The following is a 27000-nucleotide window of genomic DNA, read 5'->3' on the forward strand; positions in this document are numbered from 1 at the left end:
GCCGAATCAAACAACCTCCGGGCATCCTGCCACAACCACTGGTTGTACGGTGTGGCGGTGGATCTCACCGCCGTGCGCACCTTCGTCACCGTGGCCGACTCCGGGCAGTTCCAGGAGGCCGCGGCCGTGCTGGCGGTCACCCAGCAGGCCGTGTCCAAGCGGATCGCGGCGCTGGAGAAGGAGCTGGGGGTGCGCCTGTTCACCCGGACCGCCCGGGGAGCCGAGCCGACCGTCGACGGCCGGGCCTTCCTGCCGTACGCCCGCGAGCTGCTGCTGGCCGAGGAGCGGGCGGCCGCCTCCGTACGGCGGGGCCGGCGCCCCCTGCGGGTCGACGTGGTCGGCGCCCGGCTGGCCCCGGCGGCGCTGCTGCGGGGCTTCCATGAGGCGCACCCGGATCTCGCCCTGGACGTCGTCACCCTCTTCGACGTGGACTCGGCGCTGACCGCGCTGCGCTCCGGCGCGATCGACGCCTCCTTCCGGGCGGTCGCCATGCCCGGCCGGCCGCTGCCCCGGGGCGTCGAGGCCGCCCGGGTGTACGACGAGCCGGTCCAGTTGCTCACCGGCCCGGGGCACGCCCTGGCCGGCCGGGGCTCGGTCGCGCCCGCGGAGCTTGCCGGGCACCGGATCTGGATGCCGGGGATCGTGGAGGGCACCGAGTGGGCCGCGTACTACGCCTGTCTCGCCGCCGAGTTCGGGCTCACCATCGACTCCTCCGGCCCCAACTTCTCCGGGGCGCTGCAGGAGGCGCTCGCGGGCTCCGGCACTCTCGCGACCCTGGTCAGCGAGCGGACCCGGCTGGTCTGGCCGGACGGCCACGATCTGCGCCGGATCCCGCTGCTCGGCCCGACCCCCCTCTACCCGCACTCCCTGCTCTGGGCGGCCGCCAACCCGCACCCGGCGCTCCCCGCCCTGCGCACCCATCTCAGCGGCGCCCGCCCGCCGCACACCGCCGCCCGTACCTGGACGCCGGACTGGGCCGAGACCGTGCGTGGCGTCTTCCGTCCTTGACGCCCCTGGGCCATCATGATCGGCCGTCAGCCGTTCGCGATCGGCGAAGAGGTGAGGCACATGGCCAAGCTCCGCATGGGTGAAGGCATTCTCCGGCGCAAACCCATCGAACACATCGAGGAGACGGAGGTCACCGAGGGCCCGCGGCTCGACAGATCGCTCGGGCTGGTGCAGCTGACCGCGATCGGCGTGGGCGGCATCATCGGCGCGGGCATCTTCACCCTCGCCGGCACGGTCGCCAACGAGACGGCGGGGCCCGCCGTACTGGTGTCCTTCCTCATCGCCGGTGTGGCGAGCGCCTGCGCCGCGCTGTCGTACGCCGAGTTCGCCGGGCTGATCCCGAAGGCGGGGTCGGCGTACACGTACGGTTATGCGGTGCTCGGCGAGTTCGCGGGCTGGTTCATCGGCTGGGACCTGCTGCTGGAGTACACGGCGATCGTGGCGGTGGTCGCGATCGGCATCTCCGGTTACTTCGGCTTCCTGGTCGAGGAGATGGGCGCGAACCTGCCGCACTGGATGCTCGGCGCCCCCGGTACCGGGGCCGGTCACCGCGTCGACCTGTTCGCCGCGATCCTCTGTCTGCTGATCGCCTATCTGCTCAACCTCGGCATCCGCAGCGCGGCCCGCTTCGAGACCTTCGTGGTGGTGCTCAAGGTGCTGGTGGTTCTGGTGGTGATCGGCGTCGGTGTGTTCCACGTCGACTCGGCGAACTACCACCCGTTCTTCCCGTTCGGCATCAGCGGCGCGTTCACAGGCGCGGCCACGGTGTTCTTCGCGGTCTTCGGGTACGACGCGATGTCGACGGCGGCCGAGGAGTCGAAGGACGCGCAGCGGCACATGCCGAAGGCGATCATCTACTCGCTGGCGATCTCGATGGTGCTGTACGTGGCGGCCTGCCTGGTCCTGACGGGCATGCAGAACTACAAGGACATCGACCCGGAGAGCGGGTTCTCGACGGCGTTCAAGTCGGTGGGGCTGAGCGGTCTCGCGGACGTGATCGCGGTGGGCGCGATCATCGGCATCCTGACCGTCATGTTCACGTTCATGCTGGGCGTGACCCGCGTCTGGTTCTCCATGTCCAGGGACGGGCTGCTGCCCGGCTGGTTCGCGAAGACGCACCCGACGCGGCACGTGCCGACCCGGGTGACCTGGATCGTCGGGGTGGCCTCGGCGCTTCTCGCGGGGTTCGTGCCGATCGGCGAGGCGGCCGAACTCACCAACATCGGCATCCTGCTGGCGTTCGTGGTGGTGTGCACGGCGGTGATCGTGCTGCGCTACCGGCAGCCGGAGCTGCCGCGCACCTTCCGTACGCCGTGGATGCCGTTCCTGCCGGCGCTGGGTGTCGTCTTCTCGATCTGGCTGATCACGTTCCTGAAGTGGGAGACCTGGGTGCGGTTCGCGGTCTGGTTCGTGATCGGGTGCGTGATCTACTTCGGCTACTCGTACAAGAACTCGCGGCTGGCGGGGCGTTAGAGCCCACCGAGGAAGCCGAGCAGGAGGGCGTTGAACTCCTCGGGCCGTTCCAGGCTGGGGTAGTGGCCCGTGTCCGCGACGATCTCGGCGCGGCCGTTCGGGACCTCGCGGGCCAGGCGGTCGGCGGCGGCGAGCAGATCGGCGGGCTCCAGGCCGCCGTTGACCGTGAGCACCGGGACGTCGATCTTCGGCAGCCGGGGCCAGGAGTCGGTCACTCGCACCAGCCGGTCGGGCTCGTCGGGCGTGTGCTTGGAGATGGAGTGCCGGGCCATCTCCCGCAGCCGGCGCGGGATCTCCGGGTCGACGGCGTCGAGGGTACGGTGCTCGCCCGCTACGACCTTCAGGAAGGCGTCGAGCCAGCCTTCGACGTCACCGGCGCCCAGGGTGCGGGCGTACTCGGCCTGGAGCTCCGTGTGCCAGGGGTCCGTGTACCGGAAGTCGCCCGTCACCGCCCCGCAGGTGACCACCGCGCGGACCAGCTCGGGGTGTTCCAGCACGGTGTCGGTGGCGATGACCCCGCCCATGGAGACGCCGACGAGAACGGCGGGCCCGGCGTCGAGGTGGCGCAGCAGCTCCGCGAGGTCGTCGGCCCAGCGGAACGGCCTGCTCGCGTTGTCGGAGCAACCGTGGCCGCGGACGTCCGGGGCGATCACCCGGTACTCGGCTGCGAGCGCCGGGACCTGCGGGTACCAGAAGCGGTGGTCGACGTACCCGGCGTGGAGCAGGACCACCGGGTCGCCGGAGCCGGTGTCGAGGTAGGCCAGGTCGCCGTCGGAGGAGGGGAGGAAGCGGACGTCCGCAGCACGAGTCATGACAACCAAGGTGTCATCTTCGCCGATTTTTGACAACTGGGTTGTCATCTCGCCGGAGGTGCATGATGGCCGGGTGAACGACATCGACGAACCCCTCGCCCCGGACGAGCTGGGCGAGCGCATCACCGAGGTGTTCGATCTGATCGGCCCGCTCTACCGGCGCGCCTTCCGCAAGATCGAACAGGGCGAGCAGATCGAGGGAGCCTCGGTCGGGGTGCGCTCGGTGCTGGACCTGTTGCGCCGGTACGAGCCCATGACGGTGCCTCAGATGGGCCGGATCATGGCGCTGAGCCGGCAGTTCGTGCAGCGCATGGTGAACGACGCGGTGGCGCGGGGCTGGGCCGAGGTCACCCCCAACCCGGCACACCAGCGCTCCTCCCTGATCCGGCTCACGGACGAGGGCCGGGCGACCATCACCGCGGTCCTCGCCCGCGAGCACGCCCTGAACCGGCAGGTCGGCGGCGATCTGACCGGCGCCGAGATCACGGCGTGCGTACGGGTTCTCAAGCAGCTGCTGGCGGCCTTCGACCACGTCGACGTGGAGTGACCGGCACCGCTCACCACCGCTACTCCCCCATGATCAGGCCGTCCTTGGCCGCCCCGCGGCTGAGCACGACGTCGCGGATGGCGTCCCGGGCGGTGGCGAAGTCGGCGCCCTGGGCGATGGCCGCGTTGAGGTCGACGACCCGGCCGGCGTCGAGGTCGTACAGCTGGGGGATGAACTCGGCCTTGGCGACCTCCCAGCGGCCGCCCGGCCGGGTGGGCGGACTGAAGGTGAACCGGGCCAGGGTGGACTCGTTGCCGCGCGGGTCCTGGTGCCCCTGGCGGTTGTACATCTCGCCGGCCAGCTGGTCGCCGAGGCCGTAGACCACCCAGGTGCCGTTGACCTTCTCGTACGCCTGCGGGATGTGGGCATGGGTGCCGAGGAGCAGGTCGATGTCGGGGCGGCCGCCGGTGCGCGCGGCGGTGAGGTTCCTGGCGAGGGTGAGCTGCTGCTGGTCGGGGGCGTCGGCCCCTTCGGTGCCCCAGTGCACGGAGACGACGACCACGTCGGCGCCGGCCTGCCGGGCGGCGCGGGCGTCGGCGAGGATGCGGTTCTCGTCGAGGAGGCCGACCGCCCAGGGCTGGCCGGGCGGCAGGGAGTTGCCGTTGACGTCGTAGGTGTAGGAGAGCTGGGCGACTCTGGCGCGGCCCGCGTTCATCAGGGTGAGGGTGCCGGCCTCGGTGTCGGTGCGGGCGGTGCCGGAGTGCCTGAGGCCCGCCCGGTCCAGGGCGGCGAGGGTGCGCTGGATACCCGCGGCGCCGTCGTCGAGGGCCCGGTCGGAGGCGGTGGAGCAGCCGTCGTACCCGGTGGCGGCGAGGGCGTCGGCGAGCTGAGGCGGGGAGGTGAGGCCGGCGTGGCCGCCGTCCGTGCCGGTGACGGTCGCCAGGTGACAGAGCGCCAGATCGGCTCCGGCGACGACGGGTGCGACGCCGGCCAGCATCGGGCGGAAGTCGTAGCCGTTGCCGCCCGCGTCGAAGTTCGCGTGGTCGGTCGCGGACTTCTGCGGCATGACGTCGCCGGAGGCGACGAGGGTGAAGCCGGTCGCGGGCACCGCGGGCGCCGGGTGCGGGGGCGGGGCGGCGCGCTCCTCCCGCACGTGGTTCTGACAGGCGGCCGCGGCGGCGAGCAGGGCGGTCAGGGCCAGGGCCGCCTGGCGTCTGCGATTGATCATCAGGAGCACCCCAGAGTCGCAAGCCTTGTCCGATTTACAGATCAATGGGTACGAAGGTGGAGGCGACCGCAAACAACTCAGGCGCCCCGATTGACCCATCCGGGTCGGGTACGCGGTGTGACGGACCGTTCGTCGCACCGTTCACCGACACGATCGACCGTCCGCCGCACATCCCTGTGCGCCCCCTGTCCCCGGGCCGGACCCTGCGATGCCATACGGCCATGACGGCCGGAACCACCCTTCCCCACGGGACGACGACCGCCGAGCACGAGCTCGTCGCGCTCCAGCGCGAGCACGGCCGACCGCTCTTCGCGCTGCTGCTGCGACTCAGCGACGGGGACCGGCAGCGGGCCGAGGACCTCGTCCAGGAGACCCTCGTACGCGCCTGGCAGCACCCCGAGGCGCTGCGCGCCGACGCCTTCGACTCCGTGCTGCCCTGGCTGCTGACCGTCGGCCGGCGGCTCGCCATCGACGCGCGCCGGGCCCGGCAGGCGCGCCCCGCCGAGGTGCACGACGCCGTACTGGAGAACGCCCGGGCGATCGGTGACCACGCCGAACGCGCGGCCGCGACGCTCGACGTCAGGGAGGCTGTGAAGACTCTCACTCCGGAACACCGTGAAGTCCTGGTGCTGGTGTATTTCCAAGGGGCGAGTGTGGCGGAAGCCGCCGAGACCCTCGGGATTCCACCCGGTACCGTGAAGTCGCGCGCGTACTACGCGCTGCGCGCCCTGCGCCGGGTTCTGCCCGGTTATGCACCCGACCTGCGATGAAACCGTAAGCCAGGTCAAACCTCGGTAAAGCGCCTTGCTGAGGACCGTGTTCGAGCAATCTGCTGTCTTCATCCGTGTTCCGCACCGGGAGAGGGACGGACCCGGGGTCGGGGCCACGCGCGCACCGGAGGAAGGCAGGACGGGATGCTGCACAGAGGTCAAGAGAGCACGGACGGGGCCGGAAGCGGGGAACTGGCGGTCCCGATGGCCTGGTTGTACGCCGAGTACATCGCCGACGAGTTGCTGCGCACCGGCGATCTCATGCCACCGACGTCCTTCGAGTTCCGGGCCGGCCGTGACGCGCTGGCGCTGACCATCTTCCTCTCCGACACGGACGGCGAACTGTCGGGCATCCGGGTCGTGTCCCAGTTGGAGACCTGGCTTTCGCTCACGGCGTACGACCAGCCGTGGCAGGCCTGGGTGCGGGAGCGTATGGCGGGGCTGGTCGCCGAGTCGGGCGGGCCGTCACCGGACCTGGATCTGGCCGCGGCGGCCTGGCGCTGGCTGGAGGAGACCGAGCTGCTCGCGCCCGACCTGGACGCGGTGCCGGGCGGCGGGTCGGTGTTCGGCGAGGACGACGGGCCCAAGGTGTGGACCCCCGCCTGGCGGCTCGGTCTGCCCCTCGGGCATCTCGCCATCCATCTTTTTTGATTCAGGACCAATCCGCGGGCCCGGCCGCTCCGAATCCGTTGATTACGATTCTGTACGTGGCTTGAGTGAAACGGCTGCCGACTGCGTACGGGTGGGAGCAAGGAACAACGAGTAACCCCCACCCGCACCCATCGGCACGAGGATTCGGCATGAGGTCCCTGGAAAGGCATCGCGACGTCGGCGCGTACGCGCTCGGCGTGCTGGACGAGGCGGAGGCCTTCCGCTTCGAGGACCATCTCATGGAGTGCCCCAGCTGCACGGCACACGTGACCGAGTTCGGCCCCGCGGCACGGCAGCTGATGCTGTACCGCCGGGCCACGCCGCGCTTCGTGCACCCCATGGCCCAGCCCGGCCCCCGGCTGCTGGACCGGCTGCTCGCCGAGGTGGCGACCCGGCACCGGGCCAAGCGCCGCAAACTGCTGTACGGCCTGGCCGCGTCGGTGGTGTTCGCCGTCGCCGGCCCCGGCATCGCGGCCTACGCCGGTCACGACGCCCCCCCGTCCGTGCAGGTCACCGCGGCCACCGACGCGCAGTCCGGCATCTGGGCGCAGGTGAAGTCCGAGGACACGGACTCGGGCAGCACCATCGAGCTGCAGGTGAAGGACCCGGACGGGCCGCGCTCCTGCCGTCTGGTCGCGGTCGGCGACGACGGCTCCGAGCAGATCGTGACCACCTGGGCGGAGCGGGACCACGACGACCGGGTGAGCACCATGACGGGCGGCTCCTCGATGCACCCGGACGAGATCGACCGCTACGAGGTGCGCAACGCCGACGGACAGCTCCTGGTCGCCCTGGACCCCAAGTGAGCTCCGGCTATCTGAGCAGCCGGGACATCCGGCGGTCCGCGAGCGGCTTGCCGCCGGTCTGGCAGGTCGGGCAGTACTGCAGCGAGGAGTCGCTGAAGGAGACCTCGCGGATGGTGTCGCCGCAGACCGGGCAGGGCTCGCCGGTCCGGCCGTGGACCCGCAGCCCGCTCTTCTTCTCGGCCTTGAGGCGCCCCGCCGCCAGGCCGTGGGAGCGCTCCACCGCCTCGGTGAGGGTGGCGCGCAGCGCCTCGTACAACCGGTGCGCCTCCTCGGGGGTCAGGGACGCCGCCAGCTTGAACGGGGACATCTTCGCCGCGTGCAGGATCTCGTCGCTGTAGGCGTTGCCCACCCCGGCGATCAGGCTCTGGTCGCGCAGGGCGCCCTTCAGTTGGCGCCGCTCGTCCGCCAGCAGGGCCGTCAGACGGGCCTCGTCGAAGTCCGCGGCGAGCGGGTCGGGGCCGAGCCGGGCGATACCAGGGACGTCCTGCGGGTCGCGGACGATGTACACGGCCAGCTTCTTCTGGGTGCCGGCCTCGGTGAGGTCGAAACCCGCACCGGTCTCCAGGGCCGCCCGCAGGGCCAGGGGGCCCTTCCCGGGCCGGGGCGGACCGTCCGGCAGCCGGTCCTTCCACTGGAGCCAGCCCGCGCGGGCCAGGTGGGTGACGAAGCGCAGTCCGCGGTCGCCCTCGATGTCCAGGAACTTGCCGTGCCGGTGGACGGCGACGACCTCGCTGCCCTCGAAGGCGCCGACCGGCGGGTCGTACGTCTTCAGGACGCTGATGGCGACCGGCAGCACGCGCACGACCTGGCGGCCGACCAGGTTCTCGGTCAGGAATTCCCTGAGCGCTTCGACCTCGGGCAGTTCGGGCATGGGTCCAGCGTGCCATCCGCTGCGCCTACGCTCCGCCGGAAGTGCCGCGTCGGGTCGTATGACGACTGCGGCACCACGGGGGCTGGTCGCGCAGTTCCCCGCGCCCCTTCGGGGGCTGCCGCTCGGCCAGGGGATCAGGTCCCGTCCGGCTTCTCCGGCATCCGGAACTCGCACCAGACCGCCTTGCCGCCGCCGCGGGCCTCCACGCCCCACCCGTCGGCGATCCGGTCGACGAGCAGCAGCCCCCGCCCGGAGACCCCGTCCTCGCCGGCCTCGCGGCGGCGCGGCAGGGCGCTGGAGGAGTCCTCGACCTCGACGCGCAGCCGCCGGTCGCTGCCGCCGAGGACCCTGAGGGTGACGATCGCGGAGCCCTCGGTGTGCATCAGGGCGTTGGTGATCAGCTCGTCGGCGACCAGCTCGATCTCGTCGGCGCGGTCCCCGGCGCCCCAGGCGCGGACGGCGGCACGGACCATGTGCCGGGCCAGGGCGAGCGCCTCGGGGTCGCCCGAGGCCACGTGCTGCTGGAGGCGGCCGACGGCCTGCGCGGTGTCGGAGCCGCGGCGGCGCAGCAGGAGCAGGGCCACGTCGTCGTCACCGCCCCGCTCGTCGGCGATCTCGATCAGCCGGTCGGCGAGGTCGCGCACGTCCTCGGGCCCCTTGGCGACCTGCTCGGTCAGGGCCCGCATGCCGTCCCCGAGGTCGGCGCCGGGCTGCTCGACGAGCCCGTCGGTGCACAGCAGCAGCATCTCGCCGGGGTCGAGCTCCAGGGTGGACACCGGGTATTCCAGGCTCCGGAACTCGGCGGACAGGCCGAGCGGCAGCCCGCCCTCGACGGGCACCCGGTGGCAGCTCCCGTCGGCGGTGCGGACCAGCGGGTCGATGTGCCCGGCGCGGACCACCTGGACGACGCCGGTGGCCAGGTCGGCCTCGGCGTACAGGCAGGTGGCGAAGCGGTCGGTGTCGAGCTCGTCCAGGAAGACGGAGGCGCGGGCCATCACGGTGGCCGGGGCGTGGCCCTCGGCGGCGTAGGCGCGCAGCACGATGCGCAGCTGGCCCATGACGGCCGCCGCGTGCGTGTCGTGGCCCTGGACGTCGCCGATGACCGCGCCGACCCGGCCGCCGGGCAGCGGGATCAGGTCGTACCAGTCGCCGCCGATGTCCCGGCCCAGGGAGCCGCCCGCGCTCGCCGAGCGGTAGCGGACCGCGACGTCGGCGCCGCGCACGCTGGGGATGGTGCGCGGCAGCATCGCCTGCTGGAGGCCCTGGGCGAGGTCCTTCTCCTGCTCGAAGAGCATGGCCCGCTGCAGGCTCTGCGCGATGCTGCTGCCGAGGGCGACCAGGACGGCGCGTTCCTCGGTGGAGAAGCCGAGCCGGTCGTTGTAGAGCAGGCCCATGGCGCCGATCGGGCGGGCCTGGGCGATCAGCGGCAGATAGGCCGCCGAGGTGATGTGCAGGCCGGTGATGTGCGGCCACAGGATCGGGTAGCCCTCGGCGAACTCCTCCGGTGACTCGATGAAGCACGGGCTGAGGGTCCGCACCACCTCGCCCATCGGGTACGGCTCCTCTATCCGGGTGACCCGGGTGCCGGGCACGAAGCTGCCGGCCGGCCCCTCGGCGACCAGCCGGATCCGGCCGGCCTCGACCAGGCCCATCACCAGGCTGGTCGCGCCCAGGTTGGGGATGCCGTGGGTGTCCTTGAGGACGTCGATGACCTCCTGGACGTTGCTGGCGTGGGCGAGCGCGGCGGTGACCGCCTGCACGACGCCGGTCTGCCGGCGCAGCGCCTGCCCCTGGGCGTCCCGCAGGTTGCGGGCCTCGCTGTCCTCCAGCTCCTGGGTGGCGTCCCGGACGATCCCGACGACCCGGCGCGGGCGGCCCGTCTCGTCGCGCCGGATGTAGCCCTGGGTGTGGGTCCAGCGCGGGGTGCCGTCGCGGCGGCGGATGCGGAAGTACGTCCCGTAGTTCTCGCTGCCGTCCTTGATGGCCCGGGAGACCACCGCGTCCAGCCTGCTGGACTCGGCCGGGGGCACCCGGGCGGCGAGGGTCTCGGGGCGGCCGTCGTACTCCTCGGGAGTCAGGTCGAACACCTCGTACGCCTGGGCGTCCATGTGGAACAGGCCGGCGTCGAGGTCCCAGTCGAAGGTGCCCATGCGGTTGAGCGCCAGGATCGGGTGGTCCGGGTGGGCGGGCCAGTCGTCCGGGAGTGACGGAGCGCTCGCTCCCCGATCAGCCATGGGGCCACCATGCCAGGGGAACCCCCGTCGGGCAATTTCTCCCTGATTGTCCGCTTCACTCGCTCGGGTTACGCAAGCGCGACGGCGCGGTACACAGGGTGACAGGCCCCTGCCGAGCCGGGGCCGCACCATGGAGACAGGCAGGAGCGCACGACCGTGGACTGGTTCACCGCACCCGGGTACTGGCTGAGCCGGCTGGTCTTCCAGCGGGCTCTGGCCGGTGTGTACCTCTTCGCGTTCCTGGTGGCGGCGCTGCAGTTCCGGGCCCTGCTGGGCGAGCGCGGGATGCTGCCGATCCCGAGGTTCGTCGCCCGGGCCCCGTTCCGCCGGGCGCCGAGCCTGTTCCATCTGCACTACTCGGACCGCTTCTTCGCGGGCTGCGCCTGGGCGGGCTGCGCGGTGTCGGCGGCGCTGCTGGCGGGAGCGGACGCCGAACTCCCGCTGTGGGCGGCGATGGTGCTGTGGCTGATCCCCTGGGCGCTGTATCTCTCGATCGTCAACGTCGGCCAGACCTGGTACGCGTTCGGCTGGGAGTCCCTGCTCCTGGAGACCGGCTTCCTGGCCGTCTTCCTGGGCAACGACGAGGTGGCCCCGCCGGTCCTCGTGCTCTTCCTGCTGCGCTGGATCCTGTTCCGGGTGGAGTTCGGGGCGGGTCTGATCAAGATGCGCGGGGACGCCTGCTGGCGCAAGCTGACCTGCCTGCACTACCACCACGAGACACAGCCGATGCCGGGTCCGCTGAGCTGGTTCTTCCACCATCTGCCGGGGCCGGTGCACAAGGCGGAGGTGGCCGCGAACCACCTCACCCAGCTGGTGGTGCCCGTCCTGCTGTTCACCCCGCAGCCGATCGCGACGGCGGCCGCGTCCCTGATGATCCTCACGCAGCTGTGGCTGGTGATCTCCGGCAACTTCTCCTGGCTGAACTGGATCACCATCGTCCTGGCCGTGTCCGCTCTCCGGCTCCCGACGGATCATCGTGCGGCACCGCCCACCCCGCTCTGGTACGAGGTGGTCGTCCTCGCCGTGACCGCGCTGCTCCTCTTCCTGAGCTACCACCCGGTGGTGAACATGGTCTCCCGCCGCCAGGTCATGAACCGCTCCTTCGACCCGCTCCACCTGGTCAACACCTACGGCGCGTTCGGCAGCGTCAGCCGGGTGCGCTACGAGGTGGTGGTCGAGGGCACGCTGGACGGCACGCCGCGCGAGGACTCGGAGTGGCGGGAGTACGAGTTCAGGGGCAAGCCGGGCGATCCCCGGCACTGGCCGCGCCAGTTCGCGCCCTACCACCTCCGCCTGGACTGGCTGATGTGGTTCGCCGCCCTCTCCCCCGCGTACGCCGGCGACTGGTTCGGCGGCCTGGTGGAACGCCTTCTGGAGAACGACCGCGACACGCTGCGGCTGCTGCGCCGCTCCCCCTTCCCGGCCGACGAGCCCCCGCGCTTCGTCCGCGCCCGCCTCTTCCGCTACCGCTACACCAGTTGGCGGGAGCTGCGGGAGACGGGCGCGTGCTGGGAGCGGACGTATGTGAGGGAGTACCTGCCGCCGACGCGGCTTGCGGGGACGGCTCAGAGGCCGTAGACCCGGCCGGCGGTGGCCTCGAAGACGCGGGTGCGTTCGCCGGGCCCGATCAGCTGGGCGGCCGCGTCGAGGATCTCACCGTAGGTTCCGGCCAGGGTGCACACCGGCCAGTCCGAGCCGAACATCAGGCGGTCCGGGCCGAAGGCGTCCAGGACCGTGTCGGCGTACGGGCGCAGGTCGTCCACGGTCCAGGAGGCGGAGTCGGCCTCCGTGACCATGCCGGAGAGCTTGCAGACGGTGTTGGGCCGGGCGGCGAGGGCGCGTACCGCGGTGGCCCAGGGTTCGAGGGTGCCGGACGCGATGGGGGGCTTGCCCAAGTGGTCGAGGACGAACGTGAGTCGGGGGTGGGTCTCGGCGGCCTTGGCGGCGGCCGGGAGCTGATGGGCCTGGACGACGAGGTCGTAGACGAGGCCCGCGTCCGCGAGCGCGGTCAGGCCCCGGCCGACGTCCGGGCGCAGCAGCCACTCCGGGTCGGGTTCGCCCTGGACCTGGTGGCGGATGCCCTTCAGGAAGGAGCCGCCGGGGAGTTCGCGCAGGCGGGCGAGTTCGTCGGCGACGTCCGGGCGGGTCAGGTCGGTCCAGCCGACGACTGCGGCGATCAGTTCGTGGGTGTCGGCGAGGGCGAGGAACTCGGGGGTCTCCTCGGGGACGGTGACGGTCTGGACGAGGACCGTGCGGGTGACACCCGCGGCCCGCGCCTCGGCGGCGAGGTCGGCGACCGTGAAGTCCCGCCTGAGCGGGCTGCCTTCGGGGATCCAGTCCTGGTCCCGCACCGCGAGGTCCCAGACGTGGTGGTGGGCGTCGACCGTCACGGCAGCTCCCACACGACGGGCAGGCCGGCCTCCGAGCCCGCCTCGGAGTAGTCGTGGACGACATCGAGCAGCTCGGCCATCCGGGCCTGCCAGGCCATGTTGACCGGGAGTTTCTCCAGCTCCGCGAGAAGACGGCCGTAGTCGGCGCAGTCCACGACGTGGAAGAGGTCGGTGCCGCTGCGCCAGATGGTCCAGGAGGTGGCCCCGGCGGCCCGGATGGCGTCGGTGAGTTCGGCGGGGACCTCGCGGTGGGCGGCCTCGTACGCGGCGACGCGGTCCGCGCGGACCTTGGTGTGCAGGGCGACTCTCATGACGGGTCCTCCGTGGGTACGGGGGCGTCGGCGGGCAGCAGACCGGTGGCGCGCAGCTCCTGCCAGAAGGCGGCCGGGACGGGTGTGGCGAACTGCTGTGCCCCGTCCACGATCTCGGCCGCCGAGCGGGCCCCGACCAGGACGCTCGCCACGGCCGGGTGGGCCGCGCAGAAGGCGAGGGCGGCGGCGCGCAGCGTGGTGCCGTGCCGCTCCGCGAGCGCCTTGAGCCGCAGGGCACGGGACAGCAGCTCGCCGGGCGCCCGGGTGTAGTCGTAGGTGGCGTCCGGTCTCGGGTCGGCCAGCAGACCGGAGTTGAAGGCCCCGCCGATCACCACCGAGGTGCCGCGTGCCACGGCGGCGGGGAGCAGGTCGGTCAGGGCGCTCTGGTCGAGCAGGGTGTAGCGGCCGGCGCAGAGCACCACGTCCACGTCGGTGTCCCGGACGAACCGGGTGAGCATGGCGGTCTGGTTCATGCCGGCGCCGATCGCGCCCACGACGCCCTCGGCGCGCAGCTTCTCCAGGGCCGGGTAGCCCTCGCGGAAGGCCTGTTCGGCGTGGTCGTCGGGGTCGTGCAGACAGACGACGTCGACCCGGTCGAGGCCGAGCCGCTCCAGGCTGGCCTCCAGGGTGCGGCGGATGCCGTCGGCGGTGAAGTCCCAGACCCTGCGGTAGGTGTCGGGCACGGCGAAGCCGCTGGCGAGGTCGTCGCCGTCGCCGGGCCCCGGCTCCAGCCTGCGGCCGACCTTGGTGGAGAGGGTGTACGCGTCCCGGTCGTAGAGCCGCAGCGCCTCGCCCAGCCGCCGCTCCGACAGGCCCAGGCCGTAGTGCGGGGCGGTGTCGAAGTAGCGGATGTCCTGCCGCCAGGCGGCCGAGACCGTGTCGTACGCCTGCTGGTCGGGGATCTCGGTGTACAGGTTGCCGATCACGGCGGCGCCGAGCCCCAGGGGGCTGACCGAAACGCCGCTGCGGCCGAGGGCGTTCACTGGCCCACCGGCCGCAGTCGCAGGCCCTGCATGCCGCCGTCGACGGCGAGGGAGGTGCCGGTGGTGGCGCCGGACAGCGGACTCGCCAGGTAGGCGATGGCAGCGGCGACCTCGGCGGCCAGGACCAGGCGCCCGGAGGGCTGGCGGGCCTCCAGGGCGGCCCGTTCGGCGGCCGGGTCGGGGGCCCTGTCGAGGAGGCGGCCGATCCAGGGGGTGTCCGCCGTACCGGGGTTGACGCAGTTGACGCGAACGCCCTCGCGGAGGTGGTCGGCGGCCATGGCGAGGGTGAGGGAGTACACGGCGCCCTTGGTGGCGCTGTACAGGGCGCGTTGCGGGAGCCCCGCGGTGGCGGCGATGGAACAGGTGTTGACGATGGCCGCGTTCTGCGAGCGGCGCAGGTGCGGGAGGGCGGCGCGGGCCGCGCGGACCATGCCGAGGACGTTGACGTCGAAGACGCGGCGCCATTCGTCGTCGTCGTTGTCCTCGACGGTGCCCTGCGCGCCGATCCCCGCGTTGTTGACCAGGACGTCGAGACCGCCGAGCGCCTCCGCCGCGCTCTGGACCGCCGCCCGCACGGACGCGTCGTCGGTGACGTCGGCCCGGAAGCCGAGCAGCGGCTTCTCGACGGAGGACGGATCGAGGTCGAGGACGGCGACCTGGGCACCGCGCTCGGCGAGGAGTTCGGCGGTGGCCCGCCCGATCCCGGACGCGCCGCCGGTGACCAGTGCCCTCAGACCCTCGAAGTCGGTCATGCCGCCTGTCCCTTCTGCGTGTCGGGGTCGGCGGCCCAGAAGGTGCCGCCGGGGTAGGTGTACTCCACCACGGACTCCGGTCGCATGGCGGCCGAGAAGCCGGGTGCGGTGGGTGCCGTGTAATGACCTTCGCGGATCACCACCGGATCGAGGAAGTGGTCGTGCAGATGGTCGACGTACTCGATGACCCGGTCCTCGGTGGTGCCGGAGACGGCCAGGTAGTCGAACATCGAGAGGTGCTGGACGAGTTCGCACAGCCCGACACCGCCCGCGTGCGGGCAGACCGGGACGCCGAACTTCGCGGCCAGCAGCAGGATGGCGAGGTTCTCGTTGACGCCGGCGACCCGGGCCGCGTCGATCTGGACGATGTCGAGGGCACCGGCCTGGAGCAGCTGCTTGAAGACGATCCGGTTGTGGACGTGTTCGCCGGTGGCGACCTTGACCGGGGCGACCCCCCGGCGGATGGCCGCGTGGCCGAGGATGTCGTCGGGGCTGGTGGGCTCCTCGATCCAGTACGGGTCGAAGTCGGCGAGGGCCTTGGTCCAGCGGATCGCCTCGTCGACGTCCCAGCGCTGGTTGGCGTCGATGGCCATGCGGACGTCCGGGCCGACGACCGCGCGAGCCACCCGGCAGCGCCGGACGTCGTCCGCCAGGTCGGCGCCGACCTTCAGCTTGATCTGCCGGAAGCCGTCGGCGACCGCCTGTGCGGCGAGCCGGGTGAGCTTCTCGTCGTCGTAGCCGAGCCAGCCGGCGGAGGTGGTGTAGGCGGGGAAGCCGCGCTCCAGCAGCCTGGCCCGGCGCTCCTCGGCGCCCTCACGGCCCCGGCGCAGGATGGCCAGGGCCTCCTCGGGGGTGAGGGCGTCGGTGAGGTAGCGGAAGTCGATCTGGCGGACGATCCACTCGGGTTCGGCGTCGGCGAGCAGCTGCCACAGCGGCTTTCCGGCGCGGCGGGCGGCGAGGTCCCAGACGGCGTTGATCACCGCGCCGATCGCCATGTGCATCACGCCCTTCTCGGGGCCGAGCCAGCGCAGCTGGCTGTCGCCGATCAGGACCTGGTAGAGGGATCCGGGGTCGTCGCAGATCTCGTCGACCGGACGGCCGAGCACATGGCTGCGCAGCGCGTCGATCGCCGCGACCTGGACGTCGTTGCCCCGCCCGATGGTGAAGGTGAACCCGTGTCCCTCGTACCCGTCGGCCGCGTCGGTGCGCAGCACGACATAGGCCGCCGAGTAGTCGGGGTCCGGGTTCATCGCGTCGGAGCCGTCCAGCTCGCGCGAGGTGGGGAAGCGGATGTCGTAGGTGTCGACCGCGGTCACGCGGGCCGGGCTCGGAGACACGGATTGCCTTTCCGTCAGGAGGGGTTCGGGACGCGGGCCGGTCAGTCCTGGGCCCGTCCCGTGGTGACACGGGCGATCATGAGGGCGACGAGGATGATGCCGCCGTAGATGGCCTGGATCCAGAACGACGGCACCTGCGCCAGGGTGAGCAGGTTCTGCACGACACCCAGGAGGAGTACGCCGGTCAGGGCGCCGAACATGGTGCCCTTGCCGCCGTCCAGGCTGATGCCGCCGATCACCGCCGCCGCGAACACCGTGAAGATCATGTTGTTGCCCTGGTTGGCGCTGATCGCGCCCACATACCCGGTCTGCATGATCCCGCCGACGGAGGCGAGTGCACCGGCCACCACGAACACACCGAGCATCACGCGGTCGACGCGGATCCCGGCGGCGCGGGCGGCGTCGGCGTTGCCGCCGATGGCGTACAGGGCGCGGCCGACCCGGTGGTACTTCAGCACCAGCCCGGTGATCGCGAAGGCGACCGCCGCGAGCCACACCGAGAGCGGGACGTTGAGGAAGGTGGTGGTGGCCAGGGTGAAGAAGCTGTCGGGCATCCCGAACAGGGTCTTGCCCTTGGTGGCGCCGACCAGCACGCCGCGCAGCACGATCAGCATGGCCAGCGTCACGATGAACGCGTTGAGCTTGAACTTCACGACCAGGATGCCGTTGAAGGCGCCGACCGCCGCGCCAACGACCAGGATGGCGACCATGGCGAGGGCGGCGGGGAACCCGGTGCCCCAGCCGGACTCGGCCGACGGCAGGACGAGTAGCGCCCCGACGGCGGGTGCGATCCCGACGACCGACTCCAGCGAGAGGTCGAACTTGCCGGTGATCAGGACCAGCGACTCGGCGAGCACCACCATCGCGAGGGCGGCGGAGGCACCGAGGATGGAGATCAGGTTGCGCTCGGTGAGGAACGAGTCGTTGACCACCGCGCCGAGCACCATCAGCAGCAACAGGGCCGGGACAAGGGCGAGTTCGCGGGCCCGGCGCAGGACGACGGTGCGGGCCGCGCGCGGGTCCGGGGAGCGCACCGGGGTGAGCGGCGGGGCCTTGGTCTCAGCCATGGTCCACTCCTTCGGGCATGGAGTCCACTCCTTCTATGGAGGCGATCAGCTCGTGGTCGTGCCAGCCGGCCGGGTGTTCGGCGACGATCCGGCCGTGGAAGAGGACGAGGACGCGGTCGCAGCGGCGCAGGTCGTCGAGTTCGTCGGAGACGACCAGCACGGCGGTGCCGTCCTCACGGGCGCTGTCCACGCGGGCCAGCAGGGACTCCTTGGACTTCACGTCGACGCCCGCGGTGGGGTTGACCAGGACGAGCAGCCGGGGGTCGGAGGCGAGGGCGCGGGCCATGACGACCTTCTGCGCGTTGCCGCCGGACAGGTCGGAGACAGGCTGCTCGGGGCCCTCGGCGTGGATGTCGAGGCGTTCGATCAGCCCGGTGGCGAAGCCGCGTTTGCGGTCGGTGCCGACGAACCCGCCGCGGCCCAGCCGGTCCAGCACGGTCATGGTGGCGTTGTCGCCGATGCTCATCCCGGCCACCAGGCCCTGCTCGTGCCGGTCGCGGGGCACGAAGCCGACGCCGGCCCTCAGGGCGGCCCGCACGTCGCCGAACGGGAGCCTCTCGCCGCCCAGTTCGGCGAGGCCACCGGCGGGGGTGCGCAGTCCGGCGATCGTCTCGGCGAGCTCGATCTTGCCGCTGCCGCTGGTCCCGGCGAGCCCGACGACCTCGCCGCTGCGGACGGTGAGATCGATGCCGTCGTACGACTCCGAGCCGAGCCCACGGACGTCGAGGACGACCGGGGCGTGGTCCGCGACCGCGTCCCGTGCCGCCTGCTCCTGCCGGGTGACGGCCTCCCCCGCCATCGCCTCCACCAGGGCGGCCCTGGGCAGGTCGGCGACGGGGGCGGTGGTGATCCAGCGCGCGTCACGCAGGACGGTGACGGTCTGGCACACCTCGTAGACCTCCTGGAGGTGGTGCGAGATGAACAGGAAGGTCACACCCGAGTCCTGCAGCGCCCGCATCCGGCTGAACAGCCGCTCGATCTCCCGGTTGTCGAGCTGGGCGGTCGGCTCGTCGAGGACGATGAACCGGGCGCCGAAGCTCAGCGCCCGGGCGATCTCGACCATCTGCCGGTCCTCGACCTTGAGGTCGGCGGTGCGCGCCTCGGGGTCGACACGGACGTCCCAGGTGTCGAGGAGAGCCGCCGCCTCGCCGCGCAGCCGGCGCCAGCTGATGAAACCGCGGTGCAGCGGCTGCCGGTTGATGAAGAGGTTCTCGGCGACCGTCAGCTCCGGTACGACCGTGGGCTTCTGGTAGACGCAGGCGACCTTGCGCCGCCAGGCGTCCCGGTCGGCGAGCGCGGGCGCGGGTTCGCCGTCGAAGCGGACCGTGCCCTCGTCCGGGGCCTGAAGGCCGGTGAGGACGTTGACCAGGGTGGACTTGCCGGCGCCGTTGCGGCCGACGAGGGCGTGGGACTCGCCGGACAGTACGGTGAGCCGGCCGTCGGCGAGGGCGACGGTGGGGCCGTACCGCTTGACGATGTCCCGGGCCTCAACGAGTGGCGTGATCATTTGACGGTGTTGCCCCACAGCTTCGGGTCGTCCACGTTCTCCTTGGTGACCAGGGGCGCGGGCAGCTGGTCCTCCAGGATGCCGCTCGGCAGCTTGACGATCGTGGAGTCGTGGTCGGTCGGGCCCGGCTTGAACGTCTTCCCCTCCATCGCCGCCTTGATGTAGTACATGCCGTACTTGGCGTAGGCGTCGGCGGGCTGGGAGACGGTCGCGTCGATCTGGCCCTTGCGGATGGCGTCGAACTCCTGCGGGATGCCGTCGTTGGAGACGATCACTATGTGCCCGCTCTGCCCGGCCGTCTTGAGCATGCCCTTGGACTTCAGGGTCTGCAGGGTCGGCGCGAGGTAGACGCCGCCGGCCTGCATGTAGATGCCCTTGATGTCGGGGTTGGCGTTGAGCAGGGTGCCCAGCTGGGAGGCGGCCGTGTCGGACTCCCACTTGGCGGGGATCTCCAGGACCTTGAGCTTCGGGTACTTCTTCTTCACGCAGGAGCGGAACGCCTCGGAGCGGTCCCGGCCGTTGACCGAGGCGAGGTCGCCCATGATCTGCACGACCTTGCCGCTGGTGACGTGCTGGCCGAGGTAGTCGCAGGCCTTGGTGCCGTAGGCGACGTTGTCGGCGCGCACCACCATGGCGACCTTGCCCTTGTCGGGCGCCACGTCCACGGCGACGACCGGTACGCCCTTGCGTTCGGCCTGGTCCAGGCCGGCCTCGATGGCCGCGCTGTCCAGCGGAGCCACGACCAGGCCCTTCACGCCCTGGTTGAGCTCGTTGTTGATGTCGGTGATCTGCTGCGAGGGGTCGCTGTTCGAGTTGACCGTCTTCAGCGCGTCCACGCCTTCGGACTTCGCCATCTTGGGCACGTAGTCGTTGTACGACTGCCAGAACGGCGAGGTCAGCAGGGGCAGGATCACCCCGACCTTGCCGGTTCCGCCACCGCCCGCGCTGCCGCTGCCGGTGTCCTTCGTACTACCGCAGGCGGCGAGCGCGAGCGAGGCTCCGACGGCCACGGCCGTCGCGCCGATGATCCGGGACCTGTTCCGCTTCGTCAGTGTTCTGCCGGGCATCTGGGCAGCTCCTCATCGAGCGTGTTCGAGCAGATGCCCGCATACTTATCAGACCACTCGGCCCTTTCAACACCCCACAGACGCTAATTTCCCACCCAACGAGCCGTAGTGGTCGGACCACCTCACTGGTTAGACTTCGGCGCACCGGCGACAGGAGGAGCGGTGTGGACGAGACGGCGCCCCAGAAGGGCACGGTGACGCAGCGCGCCATCGAGCGCATCAAGGCGATGATCGGGGAGGGCCGTCTGGAGCCCGGCCAGCGGCTGCCGACGGAGCGGGATCTCGCCGCGCAGCTGGGCATGTCCCGCAGCTCCATGCGCGAGGCCATCCGCGCGCTGACGGTCCTGGGCGTCCTGGAGGCCCGGCACGGCTCCGGCATCTACGTCACCCAGCTGGAGGCGGGTGACCTGCTGGAGACGTTCGGCGTGGTCGCCGACCTGTCCCGCGGGCCGCGGCTGGTGGAGCTGCTGGAGGTGCGGCGGGTCCTGGAGTCGACGGCCACGGCGCTGGCCGCGGCGCGGATCACGGCCGACCAGCTGGCCGAGGTGGAGAAACACCTGGCGGCGATGAACGCGACGGACGATCCCGAGGAGATCCTCGCGCACGATCTCGCGTTCCACCGGGTGATCGCGGGGGCGGCCGGGAACGAGACGATGGCCGCGATCCTTGAGGGGCTGTCGTCGCGGACGTTCCGGGCCCGGGTGTGGCGGGGGTACGAGGAGGAGGGGGCGTTCGCTCGGACGCGCCGGGAGCACGCCGCGATCCACCGGGCCCTCGTCGCCCGGGATCCGGAGGCGGCGAGGGCGGCGGCGGCCGCGCACGTGGGGGAGGTCGAGGAGTGGCTGCGGTCTCAGTTGGGGCCGTGAGGTTGTGTGACGGCTGCGGGTGAGTGGGGGGCTGGTCGCGCCCACGCGGCGGAGCCGCACATCAATACGGCCCCGCGCCCCTAGCGGGGCGCCAAGCGCAGCGTTACCAGTTCGAACGGCCGTAGTCGTAGCGAGATGCGGTTACCGTCCCGGTCCGGTGTCCGCCCGTCCAGCGGGCGTTCCAGCAGGTCCGTCACCGTAAGGCCGCCGAGCTCGAACCCCGTCGTCAGCGTCGCACGGGCCCTGCCGCCATGAGCCTCATGGAAGCGGACCACCACATCACCGCTGCCGTCGTCCGCCAGTTTCACCGCCGTGATCACCACCGCGTCGTTGTCGACCGTCACCAGCGGGGCCACCTCCCGAGCGCCCGTCACCCTCCGCTCCGGCAGATTGATCCGCCACCCCTCCCGGACCGCGTCGGTGATGCCCGCCCCCGGTACCAGGGCGTGCCGGAAGCGGTGGATGCCCTGGTCGGTCTCGGGGTCGGGGAAGCGGGGGGCGCGCAGGAGCGATACCCGGACCGTGGTCGTCGTGCCCTTGTCGCCGTCCGTGCGGACGCTGCGCGTGACGTCGTGGCCGTAGGTCGAGTCGTTGACGATCGCCACGCCCCAGCCCGGTTCGTCCACGTGGATGAAGCGGTGGTTGCAGGCCTCGAACTTCGCCGCCTCCCATGAGGTGTTGGTGTGGGTCGGGCGGTGGAAGTGCCCGAACTGGGTCTCGGACGCGTAGCGTTCGGCGTGCAGGTCCAGGGGGAAGGCCAGCTTCAGGAACTTCTCCGTCTCGTGCCAGTCCACCTCCGTGTCGATCAGCAGGCGGCGCTCCCCCGGCGAGAGGGACAGCACCTGGGTGACCCGGGACGAGCCGAAGGACCGCACGATCCTGACGTCCTCCTCGCCGGCCGTCAGCTCGTCGGTCCGCGTGAGGTCGGTGACCGCGTTGCGGTAGAAGGCGTCGACATCCCAGGCGTCCCACATGTTCGGGAAGTCCGGGTGGAGCTGGAGCAGGTTGGCGGCCGTGCCGGGGGCGATGGTCTCGCGGTCGGCGTCGAGGTCGTAGGCGGAGAGGACCAGGCCGCGGGCGTCGATCTCGATGCGCAGGAGGCCGTTGGAGAGGACGTACCCTCCCTCGGGCCGCTCCGACACGGTGACGCCGCCGGCCGACTGTCCCAGGCCCGCGCCCCCGGCGGGCACGCCGTTCCTGCTGTGCGGCGCCGCGTTGAACACCAGGGGCCTGTCCCCCTCCCCCGCCAGGGCGCGCTGGGCCGCGCCGATGACGCCGTCGAGTTCGGCCGCGATCCGCTGGTACGTCGCCCGTGCCTCCCGGTGCACCCAGGCGATCGACGAGCCCGGCAGGATGTCGTGGAACTGGTGGAGCAGGACCGTCTTCCAGATGCGGTCCAGGTCCTCGTAGGGGTAGGGGAACCCGGTGCGCACGGCGGCCGTCGCCGCCCACAGCTCGGCCTCTCTCAGCAGGTGTTCGCTGCGCCGGTTGCCCTGCTTGGTCTTCGCCTGGCTGGTGAGGGTGGCGCGGTGGAGTTCGAGGTAGAGCTCGCCCACCCAGACGGGCGGGTCGGGGTATTCGGCCTCCGCCTTGGCGAAGAAGTCGGCGGGGGCCTCCCAGACGACGGTCGGTGAGCCTTCCAGGTCCCGTACCCGGGCCGCCTTGGCGACCATCTCACGGGTCGTGCCGCCGCCTCCGTCACCCCACCCGGTGGGGGCGAGGGAGTGCCTGGCCCGGCCCTTGTCCTTGAAGTTGCGGGCCGCGTGGGCGAGTTCGCTGCCCTTCATGGAGCAGTTGTAGGTGTCGACGGGCGGGAAGTGGGTGAAGATCCGGGTGCCGTCGATGCCCTCCCAGTGGAAGGTGTGGTGCGGGAACCTGTTCGTCTGGGACCAGGAGATCTTCTGGGTGAGCAGCCGGGTCGAGCCCGCCGCTCTGATGATCTGCGGGAGGCCGGCGGCGAAGCCGAAGGTGTCGGGCAGCCAGGCCTCGTCGTTCTCGATGCCGAACTCGTCCAGGAAGAAGCGTTTGCCGTGCACGAACTGACGGGCCATCGCCTCCGAGCCCGGCATGTTGGTGTCCGACTCCACCCACATCCCGCCGGCGGGCACGAACCGCCCCTCGGCGACCGCCTTCTTCACCCGTGCCCAGACCTCGGGCCGGTGCTCCTTCACCCAGGCCCACTGCTGGGCCTGGGACATGGCGAACACGAAGTCGGGCTCGTCCTCGATGAGGGCGGTCATGTTGGCCGTCGTGCGGGCCACCTTGCGCACGGTCTCGCGCAGCGGCCACAGCCAGGCCGAGTCGATGTGCGCGTGCCCGACCGCGCTGATCCGGTGTGCGGAGGATACGGCGGGGGTGGTCAGGACGTCGGTGAGACGTGAACGTGCCCCGGCCGCCGTGCCGTTCACGTCCTGGAGGTCGACGGCGTCCAGGGACCGCTCGACCGCGCGCAGGATCTCGTGGCGCCGCTGCGCGTCGGCCGGCAGCTCCGCCATCAGCTCGCCGAGCACCTCCAGGTCGATGACGAGCTGCCACACGGTCTCGTCGAAGACGGCGAGGTCCATGCGGGTCAGCGTGTACTGCGGTCGGTGCCCGGCGGTGTCCTTGTCACCGAGCCAGGTGGGCCGGAAGGGGTGGTGGTCGAGGATGACCGGGTTGGAGGCGGCCTCGACGTGCAGCCGTACCTCCTCGCCGCCGGCCACCGGGGTGCCGACACGGACCCACTGGTTGCGGGGGTTGAGGCCCTTCACGGGGCTGCCGTCGGGCCGGTAGACCAGGCCCTCGCACTGGAAGCCGGGCATGTTCTCGTCGAACCCGAGGTCGAGCAGGGCCTCCACGGTCCGCCCGGCCCACTCCTCGGGCACGGTCCCGGTGACCCGGAACCAGCTGGTGCCCCATGGAGCACCCCACCGGGCGCCCACCACGATCGGTTCGGGCTCGGCCGCCAGCCCCTCGGCGACCGGCACGGGCTCGCCGGGCGCGTGCCACACCGCCACGTCGAGCGGCACGGACTCGGGGTACACGGCGGGACGGATGCGCTCGTCGAGGACGCGCCTCAGGCGGGCTTCGACCAGGCTGCGGTCGTCATGCATGTGGGGTGCTCCGTTTGTTGGTTACCGGTTACCAGGTGTGCGTGACGGTCACGGGGTCCGACGAGGTGTACAGCTCCCCTACGGCACGCACTTCGAACCGTGCCGTCGCCTCACCCTGCTCCGGCTGCAGCCCGGTCAGGAAGAAGGCCCGCTGCCCGGTGGCGCCGAGGAAGCGCCGGGTGCCGTCGGCCAGGAGGCGGTGCAGGGTGTAGTGGCGCGGTGCACCGGGCGCCGCTTCCCAGGCGAGGCGGAGGCTGCCGCCGTCGGCCGCGGTGATCCGCGGGGCGGCCGGAGCGGCGGGGATGGTCACCGCCTCCCGTACGGCGATGCCGCCGAGCCGCCACCGCACGGGCCCGGCGGTCGCGGTGAGGCGGACGCCGAGGGCGTGGACGGTGCCGGAGAGGCCGGTCAGCGGGACGGTCGCGGTGGACCAGCCGTCGCCCGGGTCCGGCACCGGCAGAAAGGTGTACGGCGGTGCCGCACCGGCGCTGCCCGGCTCGGCGGTGGCGACGGCGAGCTCGGCTGCCACGCCGCCGGCGTCGGTCCGGTACGTCAGCTCGACGACCGTCTGTGCCGTGACCGGTAGCCGCGTCGCGTAGAGGTCCAGTACCACGGACCGGTCCAGCGCACCGTCGACCAGCACGCTGCTGCCGCCCCGCCAGGCGTCCGCGAAGTCGAAGGTCACGGTGGGTCCGGTACCCGCGTCCGGACCGCCCACCGCCGGGACGGCAGCCGGTCCTGCAGGCCCAGGTGGTTCCAGGCCGTGTCCGAGACGACCTCGCCTTCCTCGTACCAGCGCAGCCCGTGCCCGGTGTTGAACACGCTTGCGAACGGCACCGCCGACACCGTCGACCGGTCCGCCACCGACACGGCCGGCGCCCGCCAGGGATCCGTGCCGTCCGGCCGGGACGGGTCCAGTGACCGCCCGGTCCAGAACCGGTCGTCGGCGGCGTGGAAGTCGCCGGGGGTACGGCTCGCCGGCAGGTGGTTGCGGGTCCACTCGGGCCGGTAGAAGCCGATGGACGTGACGTGCGCCGAGTCACTGGGCACGATCGCGTCCCAGTTCACGGAGGTGTCGGACCCGTTGGACTCGACGTCGACCCCGGCCCACAACTCGTAGCGGCTGCGTCCGAGTTGGACCGCCGTGGTGCCCGAGGAGGCGAGGGTCGAGGCGCCCCAGCGGAAGTCGACGAACATGTCGTCGGCGGCCTGGAAGAAGGCCTGGTTCTGGCTGTTGAGCGCGCCCTGCCAGCCGACCGTGCCGTTGACGGTCATCGCGTCGTACCAGGTGATCCGCTGTCCTTGGGCCGCCGCGAGGGACCTGAGCTCCTTGAGGAAGCCGAGCATGGCGGTGCCGAGGGCGGTGTCGCCGCCGCCGGTCTCGGCGTTCACGAACCAGCCGTCGAAACCGTGGGCGGCGGCCACGGCGACGAGCTGGGCGGCGAGCGGGTAGTGCCCGGCGGCATCCGTCTGGACCAGGTCGCGGGTCCACTGGAGCCGGCCGCCGTACGCGGTGGGCGGCAGGAAGATGTTGCCGAGGACGGGCACACCGTGCCGGTGGGCCGCGTCCACGATCGGCGCGTTCGGGGCGAGGATCAGCCCCTCGCCCGCCGAGCCGCCCCAGAAGACCAGCTCGTCGAGGTAGGCCCAGTGGGTGAGGGCGTAGTAGTCGGCGGTGGCCGAGCCCTGGGAGGGGTTGCCGGAGGTCGGTCCGAAGGACACCAGGGCCTGGACGCGGGCCTGCCCGGAGCGGGCGGTGGTGTTGGCGGGGGTCGGGGTGAAGCGGGCGGCGAGCGGCACGGAGGCGGTGTTGAAGGCGAGGTCGGGGTCGCCCGCCGCCGTCCAGGTCTTCAGGCTGCGCCAGGTGATGCCGGCGCCCGGGCTGCCGGAGGGGAACGAGTCCGGGAACCAGTAGGAGGCGTAGGGCGCCCCGGCCGCCGCCGCTGCCTTCGGGGTGGCAGCGGCGGCGGCCGGGGCGGGCAGGATGGCCGCCGCGGTGGCGGCGATCAGGACGGTGCGTCTGCTGGGGTTCACGAGCGGGTGCCTCCTCGTGGGGTGGGGAGTGCCTGATCGGGAGTGACGACTTGGGTGATGCCGCGCGCGGTGAGATGGTCCCGGTCGGCCGCGCGGGTGTCGAGGACGGTGGTGGGGCGGGCGCCGTCGGCGGCGAGCCGGAACCAGGCGTCGAAGACGGGTCCGCCGGGCGCGCACCGGGAGCGCAGCGCGGGGTCGGCGGGCACGACGAGCGCCGTGCCGCGCGTCCTCGCCGTCGTGGTCTCGGCCGCCGCGAGGACGTGGGCGATGTCCTTGGGCTTGCGGTCGTTGGTCAGCAGGCCCAGCCCGTATTCGAGTTCGGGGAAGTCGGCGAGGCTCCGGCTGACGTCGTGGGAGCACCACCAGGTGATGCCCCACAGGTCGGGGCAGTCCAGTACGGCGGTGACCGTCGCCTCGGCGAAGGCGGCCGCGTGTTCGGCGGGGATCAGCGGCGCGGGCGCCCCCACTTCCTGGAGCCAGACGGGCCGGTGCGGCTCCTCGGCCCAGGCCTTGCTCAACTCGACGAGGTACGCGGCGTGCTGCTCGGTCTGCAGAGCGGTGCGGCCGTGCCGCTGGGCGGTGCCGTTGAACACCCAGGAGTGCACTGCGGTGATCTCGCCGAGGCGGGCCGAGTGGGCGGGGGTGAAGGGCTGGTCGTCCTGGTACCAGGCGGCGTCGTAGGAGGCGTGCAGGTGCGGCCGGCCGGGGGCGCCGTCGGCGCAGGCGGCCAGCAGCCGTACCAGCCACTGTTCGGCCTGCGCCGCGCTGATCCGGTCCGGATCCGGGTGGGGGCCGGCGGCGAACTGGTTGACCTCGTTGCCGATGGTCATCCCGATGAAGTTGGGCCGGTCCGCGAGGGCCCCGGCGAGGGTGCGCAGATAGGCGGCCTCGCCCTCGACGACGTCCGGGTCGGTGAAGAGGTTGCGCCGGTGCCAGGTGCGGGTCCAGGCCGGCAGGAAGTCGAAGCTGCTCAGGTGTCCTTGCAGACCGTCGACGTTGACGTCCAGGCCGCGCTCGGCGGCCGCGTCGGCGAGGGCGAGGAGCTGCTCGACGGCGCGGGGGCGGATCAGGGTGCGGTCGGGCTGGAAGTAGGGCCACAGCGGGAAGACCCGGATGTGGTCCAGGCCGAGCGCGGCGATCGAGTCGAGGTCGGCGCGTACGGAGTCGAGGTCGAAGTCGAGCCAGTGGTGGAACCACCCTTCGCTGGGGGTGTAGTTGACGCCGAAGCGCACGGCAGGAGGCATGCGGTCTCCT

At 71.9% G+C, this 27000-nt stretch carries 22 protein-coding genes and 1 pseudogene; 8 read left to right on the forward strand and 15 right to left on the reverse strand.

The window, feature by feature from the left end; translation table 11 throughout:
• The first annotated feature begins 57 nt into the window (after positions 1–57).
• Positions 58–1008: a LysR family transcriptional regulator gene (locus tag OHB00_RS08165; protein ID WP_406432740.1), complete on the forward strand. Its 951-nt coding sequence runs from the start codon at positions 58–60 to the stop codon at positions 1006–1008.
• A 60-nt stretch (positions 1009–1068) separates the two neighbouring features.
• The gene (locus OHB00_RS08170; protein WP_406432742.1) at positions 1069–2481 is read left to right on the forward strand and encodes an amino acid permease; all 1413 of its coding nucleotides are present in this window, start codon (positions 1069–1071) and stop codon (positions 2479–2481) included.
• On the opposite strand, the gene OHB00_RS08175 is transcribed toward OHB00_RS08170, so the two are convergent.
• Positions 2478–3293, reverse strand: a complete 816-nt coding sequence (locus OHB00_RS08175) for an alpha/beta fold hydrolase (protein ID WP_406432744.1) — start codon at positions 3291–3293, stop codon at positions 2478–2480. The two genes, OHB00_RS08170 and OHB00_RS08175, sit on opposite strands and share 4 nt — an antisense overlap.
• Before the next feature lie 73 nt (positions 3294–3366).
• Between OHB00_RS08175 and OHB00_RS08180 the strand changes: the two genes are divergently transcribed.
• On the forward strand, positions 3367–3840 hold the full coding sequence (locus OHB00_RS08180; protein ID WP_406432746.1) for a MarR family winged helix-turn-helix transcriptional regulator: 474 nt from the start codon (positions 3367–3369) through the stop codon (positions 3838–3840).
• Between the two features lie 19 nt (positions 3841–3859).
• On the opposite strand, the gene OHB00_RS08185 is transcribed toward OHB00_RS08180, so the two are convergent.
• Positions 3860–5008: a CapA family protein gene (locus OHB00_RS08185; protein WP_406432748.1), complete on the reverse strand. Its 1149-nt coding sequence runs from the start codon at positions 5006–5008 to the stop codon at positions 3860–3862.
• Between the two features lie 221 nt (positions 5009–5229).
• Between OHB00_RS08185 and OHB00_RS08190 the strand changes: the two genes are divergently transcribed.
• From OHB00_RS08190 to OHB00_RS08200, 3 genes are all read left to right on the forward strand, one after another.
• Entirely contained in the window at positions 5230–5778 is a 549-nt protein-coding gene (locus tag OHB00_RS08190; protein ID WP_406432750.1) for a sigma-70 family RNA polymerase sigma factor, read from the forward strand.
• Positions 5779–5922: 144 nt separating this feature from the next.
• Positions 5923–6429, forward strand: coding sequence for a hypothetical protein (locus OHB00_RS08195; RefSeq protein ID WP_406432752.1), 507 nt, complete (start codon positions 5923–5925; stop codon positions 6427–6429).
• Between the two features lie 149 nt (positions 6430–6578).
• Positions 6579–7235, forward strand: a complete 657-nt coding sequence (locus tag OHB00_RS08200; RefSeq protein ID WP_406432754.1) for a zf-HC2 domain-containing protein — start codon at positions 6579–6581, stop codon at positions 7233–7235.
• A 7-nt stretch (positions 7236–7242) separates the two neighbouring features.
• On the opposite strand, the gene OHB00_RS08205 is transcribed toward OHB00_RS08200, so the two are convergent.
• Both OHB00_RS08205 and OHB00_RS08210 read right to left on the reverse strand, forming a co-directional pair.
• Positions 7243–8106 carry an Fpg/Nei family DNA glycosylase gene (locus tag OHB00_RS08205; RefSeq protein ID WP_406432756.1) on the reverse strand — a complete coding sequence of 288 codons (864 nt, stop codon included), beginning with the start codon at positions 8104–8106 and terminating at the stop codon, positions 7243–7245.
• A gap of 134 nt (positions 8107–8240) precedes the next feature.
• Positions 8241–10340: a SpoIIE family protein phosphatase gene (locus tag OHB00_RS08210; RefSeq protein ID WP_406432758.1), complete on the reverse strand. Its 2100-nt coding sequence runs from the start codon at positions 10338–10340 to the stop codon at positions 8241–8243.
• 156 nt (positions 10341–10496) lie between these two features.
• Between OHB00_RS08210 and OHB00_RS08215 the strand changes: the two genes are divergently transcribed.
• On the forward strand, positions 10497–11918 hold the full coding sequence (locus OHB00_RS08215; protein ID WP_406432760.1) for a lipase maturation factor family protein: 1422 nt from the start codon (positions 10497–10499) through the stop codon (positions 11916–11918).
• Here the strand turns inward: OHB00_RS08215 and OHB00_RS08220 are convergent.
• The 8 genes from OHB00_RS08220 to OHB00_RS08255 are packed head-to-tail and all read right to left on the reverse strand — an operon-like array spanning position 11906 to position 19754.
• A complete protein-coding gene (locus OHB00_RS08220) occupies positions 11906–12730 on the reverse strand; it encodes an amidohydrolase family protein (protein ID WP_406432762.1) in 825 nt (274 codons plus the stop codon). The genes OHB00_RS08215 and OHB00_RS08220 overlap by 13 nt on opposite strands.
• Positions 12727–13041: an L-rhamnose mutarotase gene (locus OHB00_RS08225; RefSeq protein ID WP_406432764.1), complete on the reverse strand. Its 315-nt coding sequence runs from the start codon at positions 13039–13041 to the stop codon at positions 12727–12729. Before OHB00_RS08225 ends, OHB00_RS08220 begins: the two co-directional genes overlap by 4 nt.
• Complete coding sequence (locus tag OHB00_RS08230; RefSeq protein ID WP_406432766.1) at positions 13038–14024, reverse strand: aldo/keto reductase; 987 nt, start codon at positions 14022–14024, stop codon at positions 13038–13040. Before OHB00_RS08230 ends, OHB00_RS08225 begins: the two co-directional genes overlap by 4 nt.
• On the reverse strand, positions 14021–14776 hold the full coding sequence (locus tag OHB00_RS08235) for an SDR family NAD(P)-dependent oxidoreductase (protein ID WP_406432768.1): 756 nt from the start codon (positions 14774–14776) through the stop codon (positions 14021–14023). The genes OHB00_RS08230 and OHB00_RS08235 overlap by 4 nt, the downstream gene beginning before the upstream one ends.
• The gene (locus OHB00_RS08240) at positions 14773–16113 is read right to left on the reverse strand and encodes an L-fuconate dehydratase (RefSeq protein ID WP_406432770.1); all 1341 of its coding nucleotides are present in this window, start codon (positions 16111–16113) and stop codon (positions 14773–14775) included. Before OHB00_RS08240 ends, OHB00_RS08235 begins: the two co-directional genes overlap by 4 nt.
• 41 nt (positions 16114–16154) lie before the next feature.
• The gene (locus OHB00_RS08245) at positions 16155–17180 is read right to left on the reverse strand and encodes an ABC transporter permease (RefSeq protein WP_406432772.1); all 1026 of its coding nucleotides are present in this window, start codon (positions 17178–17180) and stop codon (positions 16155–16157) included.
• The gene (locus tag OHB00_RS08250) at positions 17173–18687 is read right to left on the reverse strand and encodes a sugar ABC transporter ATP-binding protein (RefSeq protein ID WP_406432774.1); all 1515 of its coding nucleotides are present in this window, start codon (positions 18685–18687) and stop codon (positions 17173–17175) included. Before OHB00_RS08250 ends, OHB00_RS08245 begins: the two co-directional genes overlap by 8 nt.
• Complete coding sequence (locus OHB00_RS08255) at positions 18684–19754, reverse strand: sugar ABC transporter substrate-binding protein (protein WP_406432776.1); 1071 nt, start codon at positions 19752–19754, stop codon at positions 18684–18686. Before OHB00_RS08255 ends, OHB00_RS08250 begins: the two co-directional genes overlap by 4 nt.
• A 164-nt stretch (positions 19755–19918) precedes the next feature.
• Here OHB00_RS08255 and OHB00_RS08260 point away from each other — a divergent pair, with 164 nt between their 5' ends.
• Complete coding sequence (locus OHB00_RS08260) at positions 19919–20620, forward strand: FadR/GntR family transcriptional regulator (protein WP_406432778.1); 702 nt, start codon at positions 19919–19921, stop codon at positions 20618–20620.
• An 80-nt stretch (positions 20621–20700) separates the two neighbouring features.
• Here the strand turns inward: OHB00_RS08260 and OHB00_RS08265 are convergent, their stop codons facing one another.
• The 3 genes and pseudogenes from OHB00_RS08265 to OHB00_RS08275 all read right to left on the reverse strand — a co-directional run bounded on the left by OHB00_RS08265 (position 20701) and on the right by OHB00_RS08275 (position 26990).
• Positions 20701–23712 carry an alpha-mannosidase gene (locus tag OHB00_RS08265; protein WP_406432780.1) on the reverse strand — a complete coding sequence of 1004 codons (3012 nt, stop codon included), beginning with the start codon at positions 23710–23712 and terminating at the stop codon, positions 20701–20703.
• 28 nt (positions 23713–23740) lie between these two features.
• Positions 23741–25746, reverse strand: a pseudogene (locus OHB00_RS08270) (endo-beta-N-acetylglucosaminidase).
• Entirely contained in the window at positions 25743–26990 is a 1248-nt protein-coding gene (locus OHB00_RS08275; protein ID WP_406432782.1) for a glycosyl hydrolase, read from the reverse strand. Before OHB00_RS08275 ends, OHB00_RS08270 begins: the two are co-directional and overlap by 4 nt.
• Positions 26991–27000: the final 10 nt, after the last annotated feature.

The organism is Streptomyces sp. NBC_00631, assembly GCF_045206895.1.
Classification (GTDB): domain Bacteria; phylum Actinomycetota; class Actinomycetes; order Streptomycetales; family Streptomycetaceae; genus Streptomyces.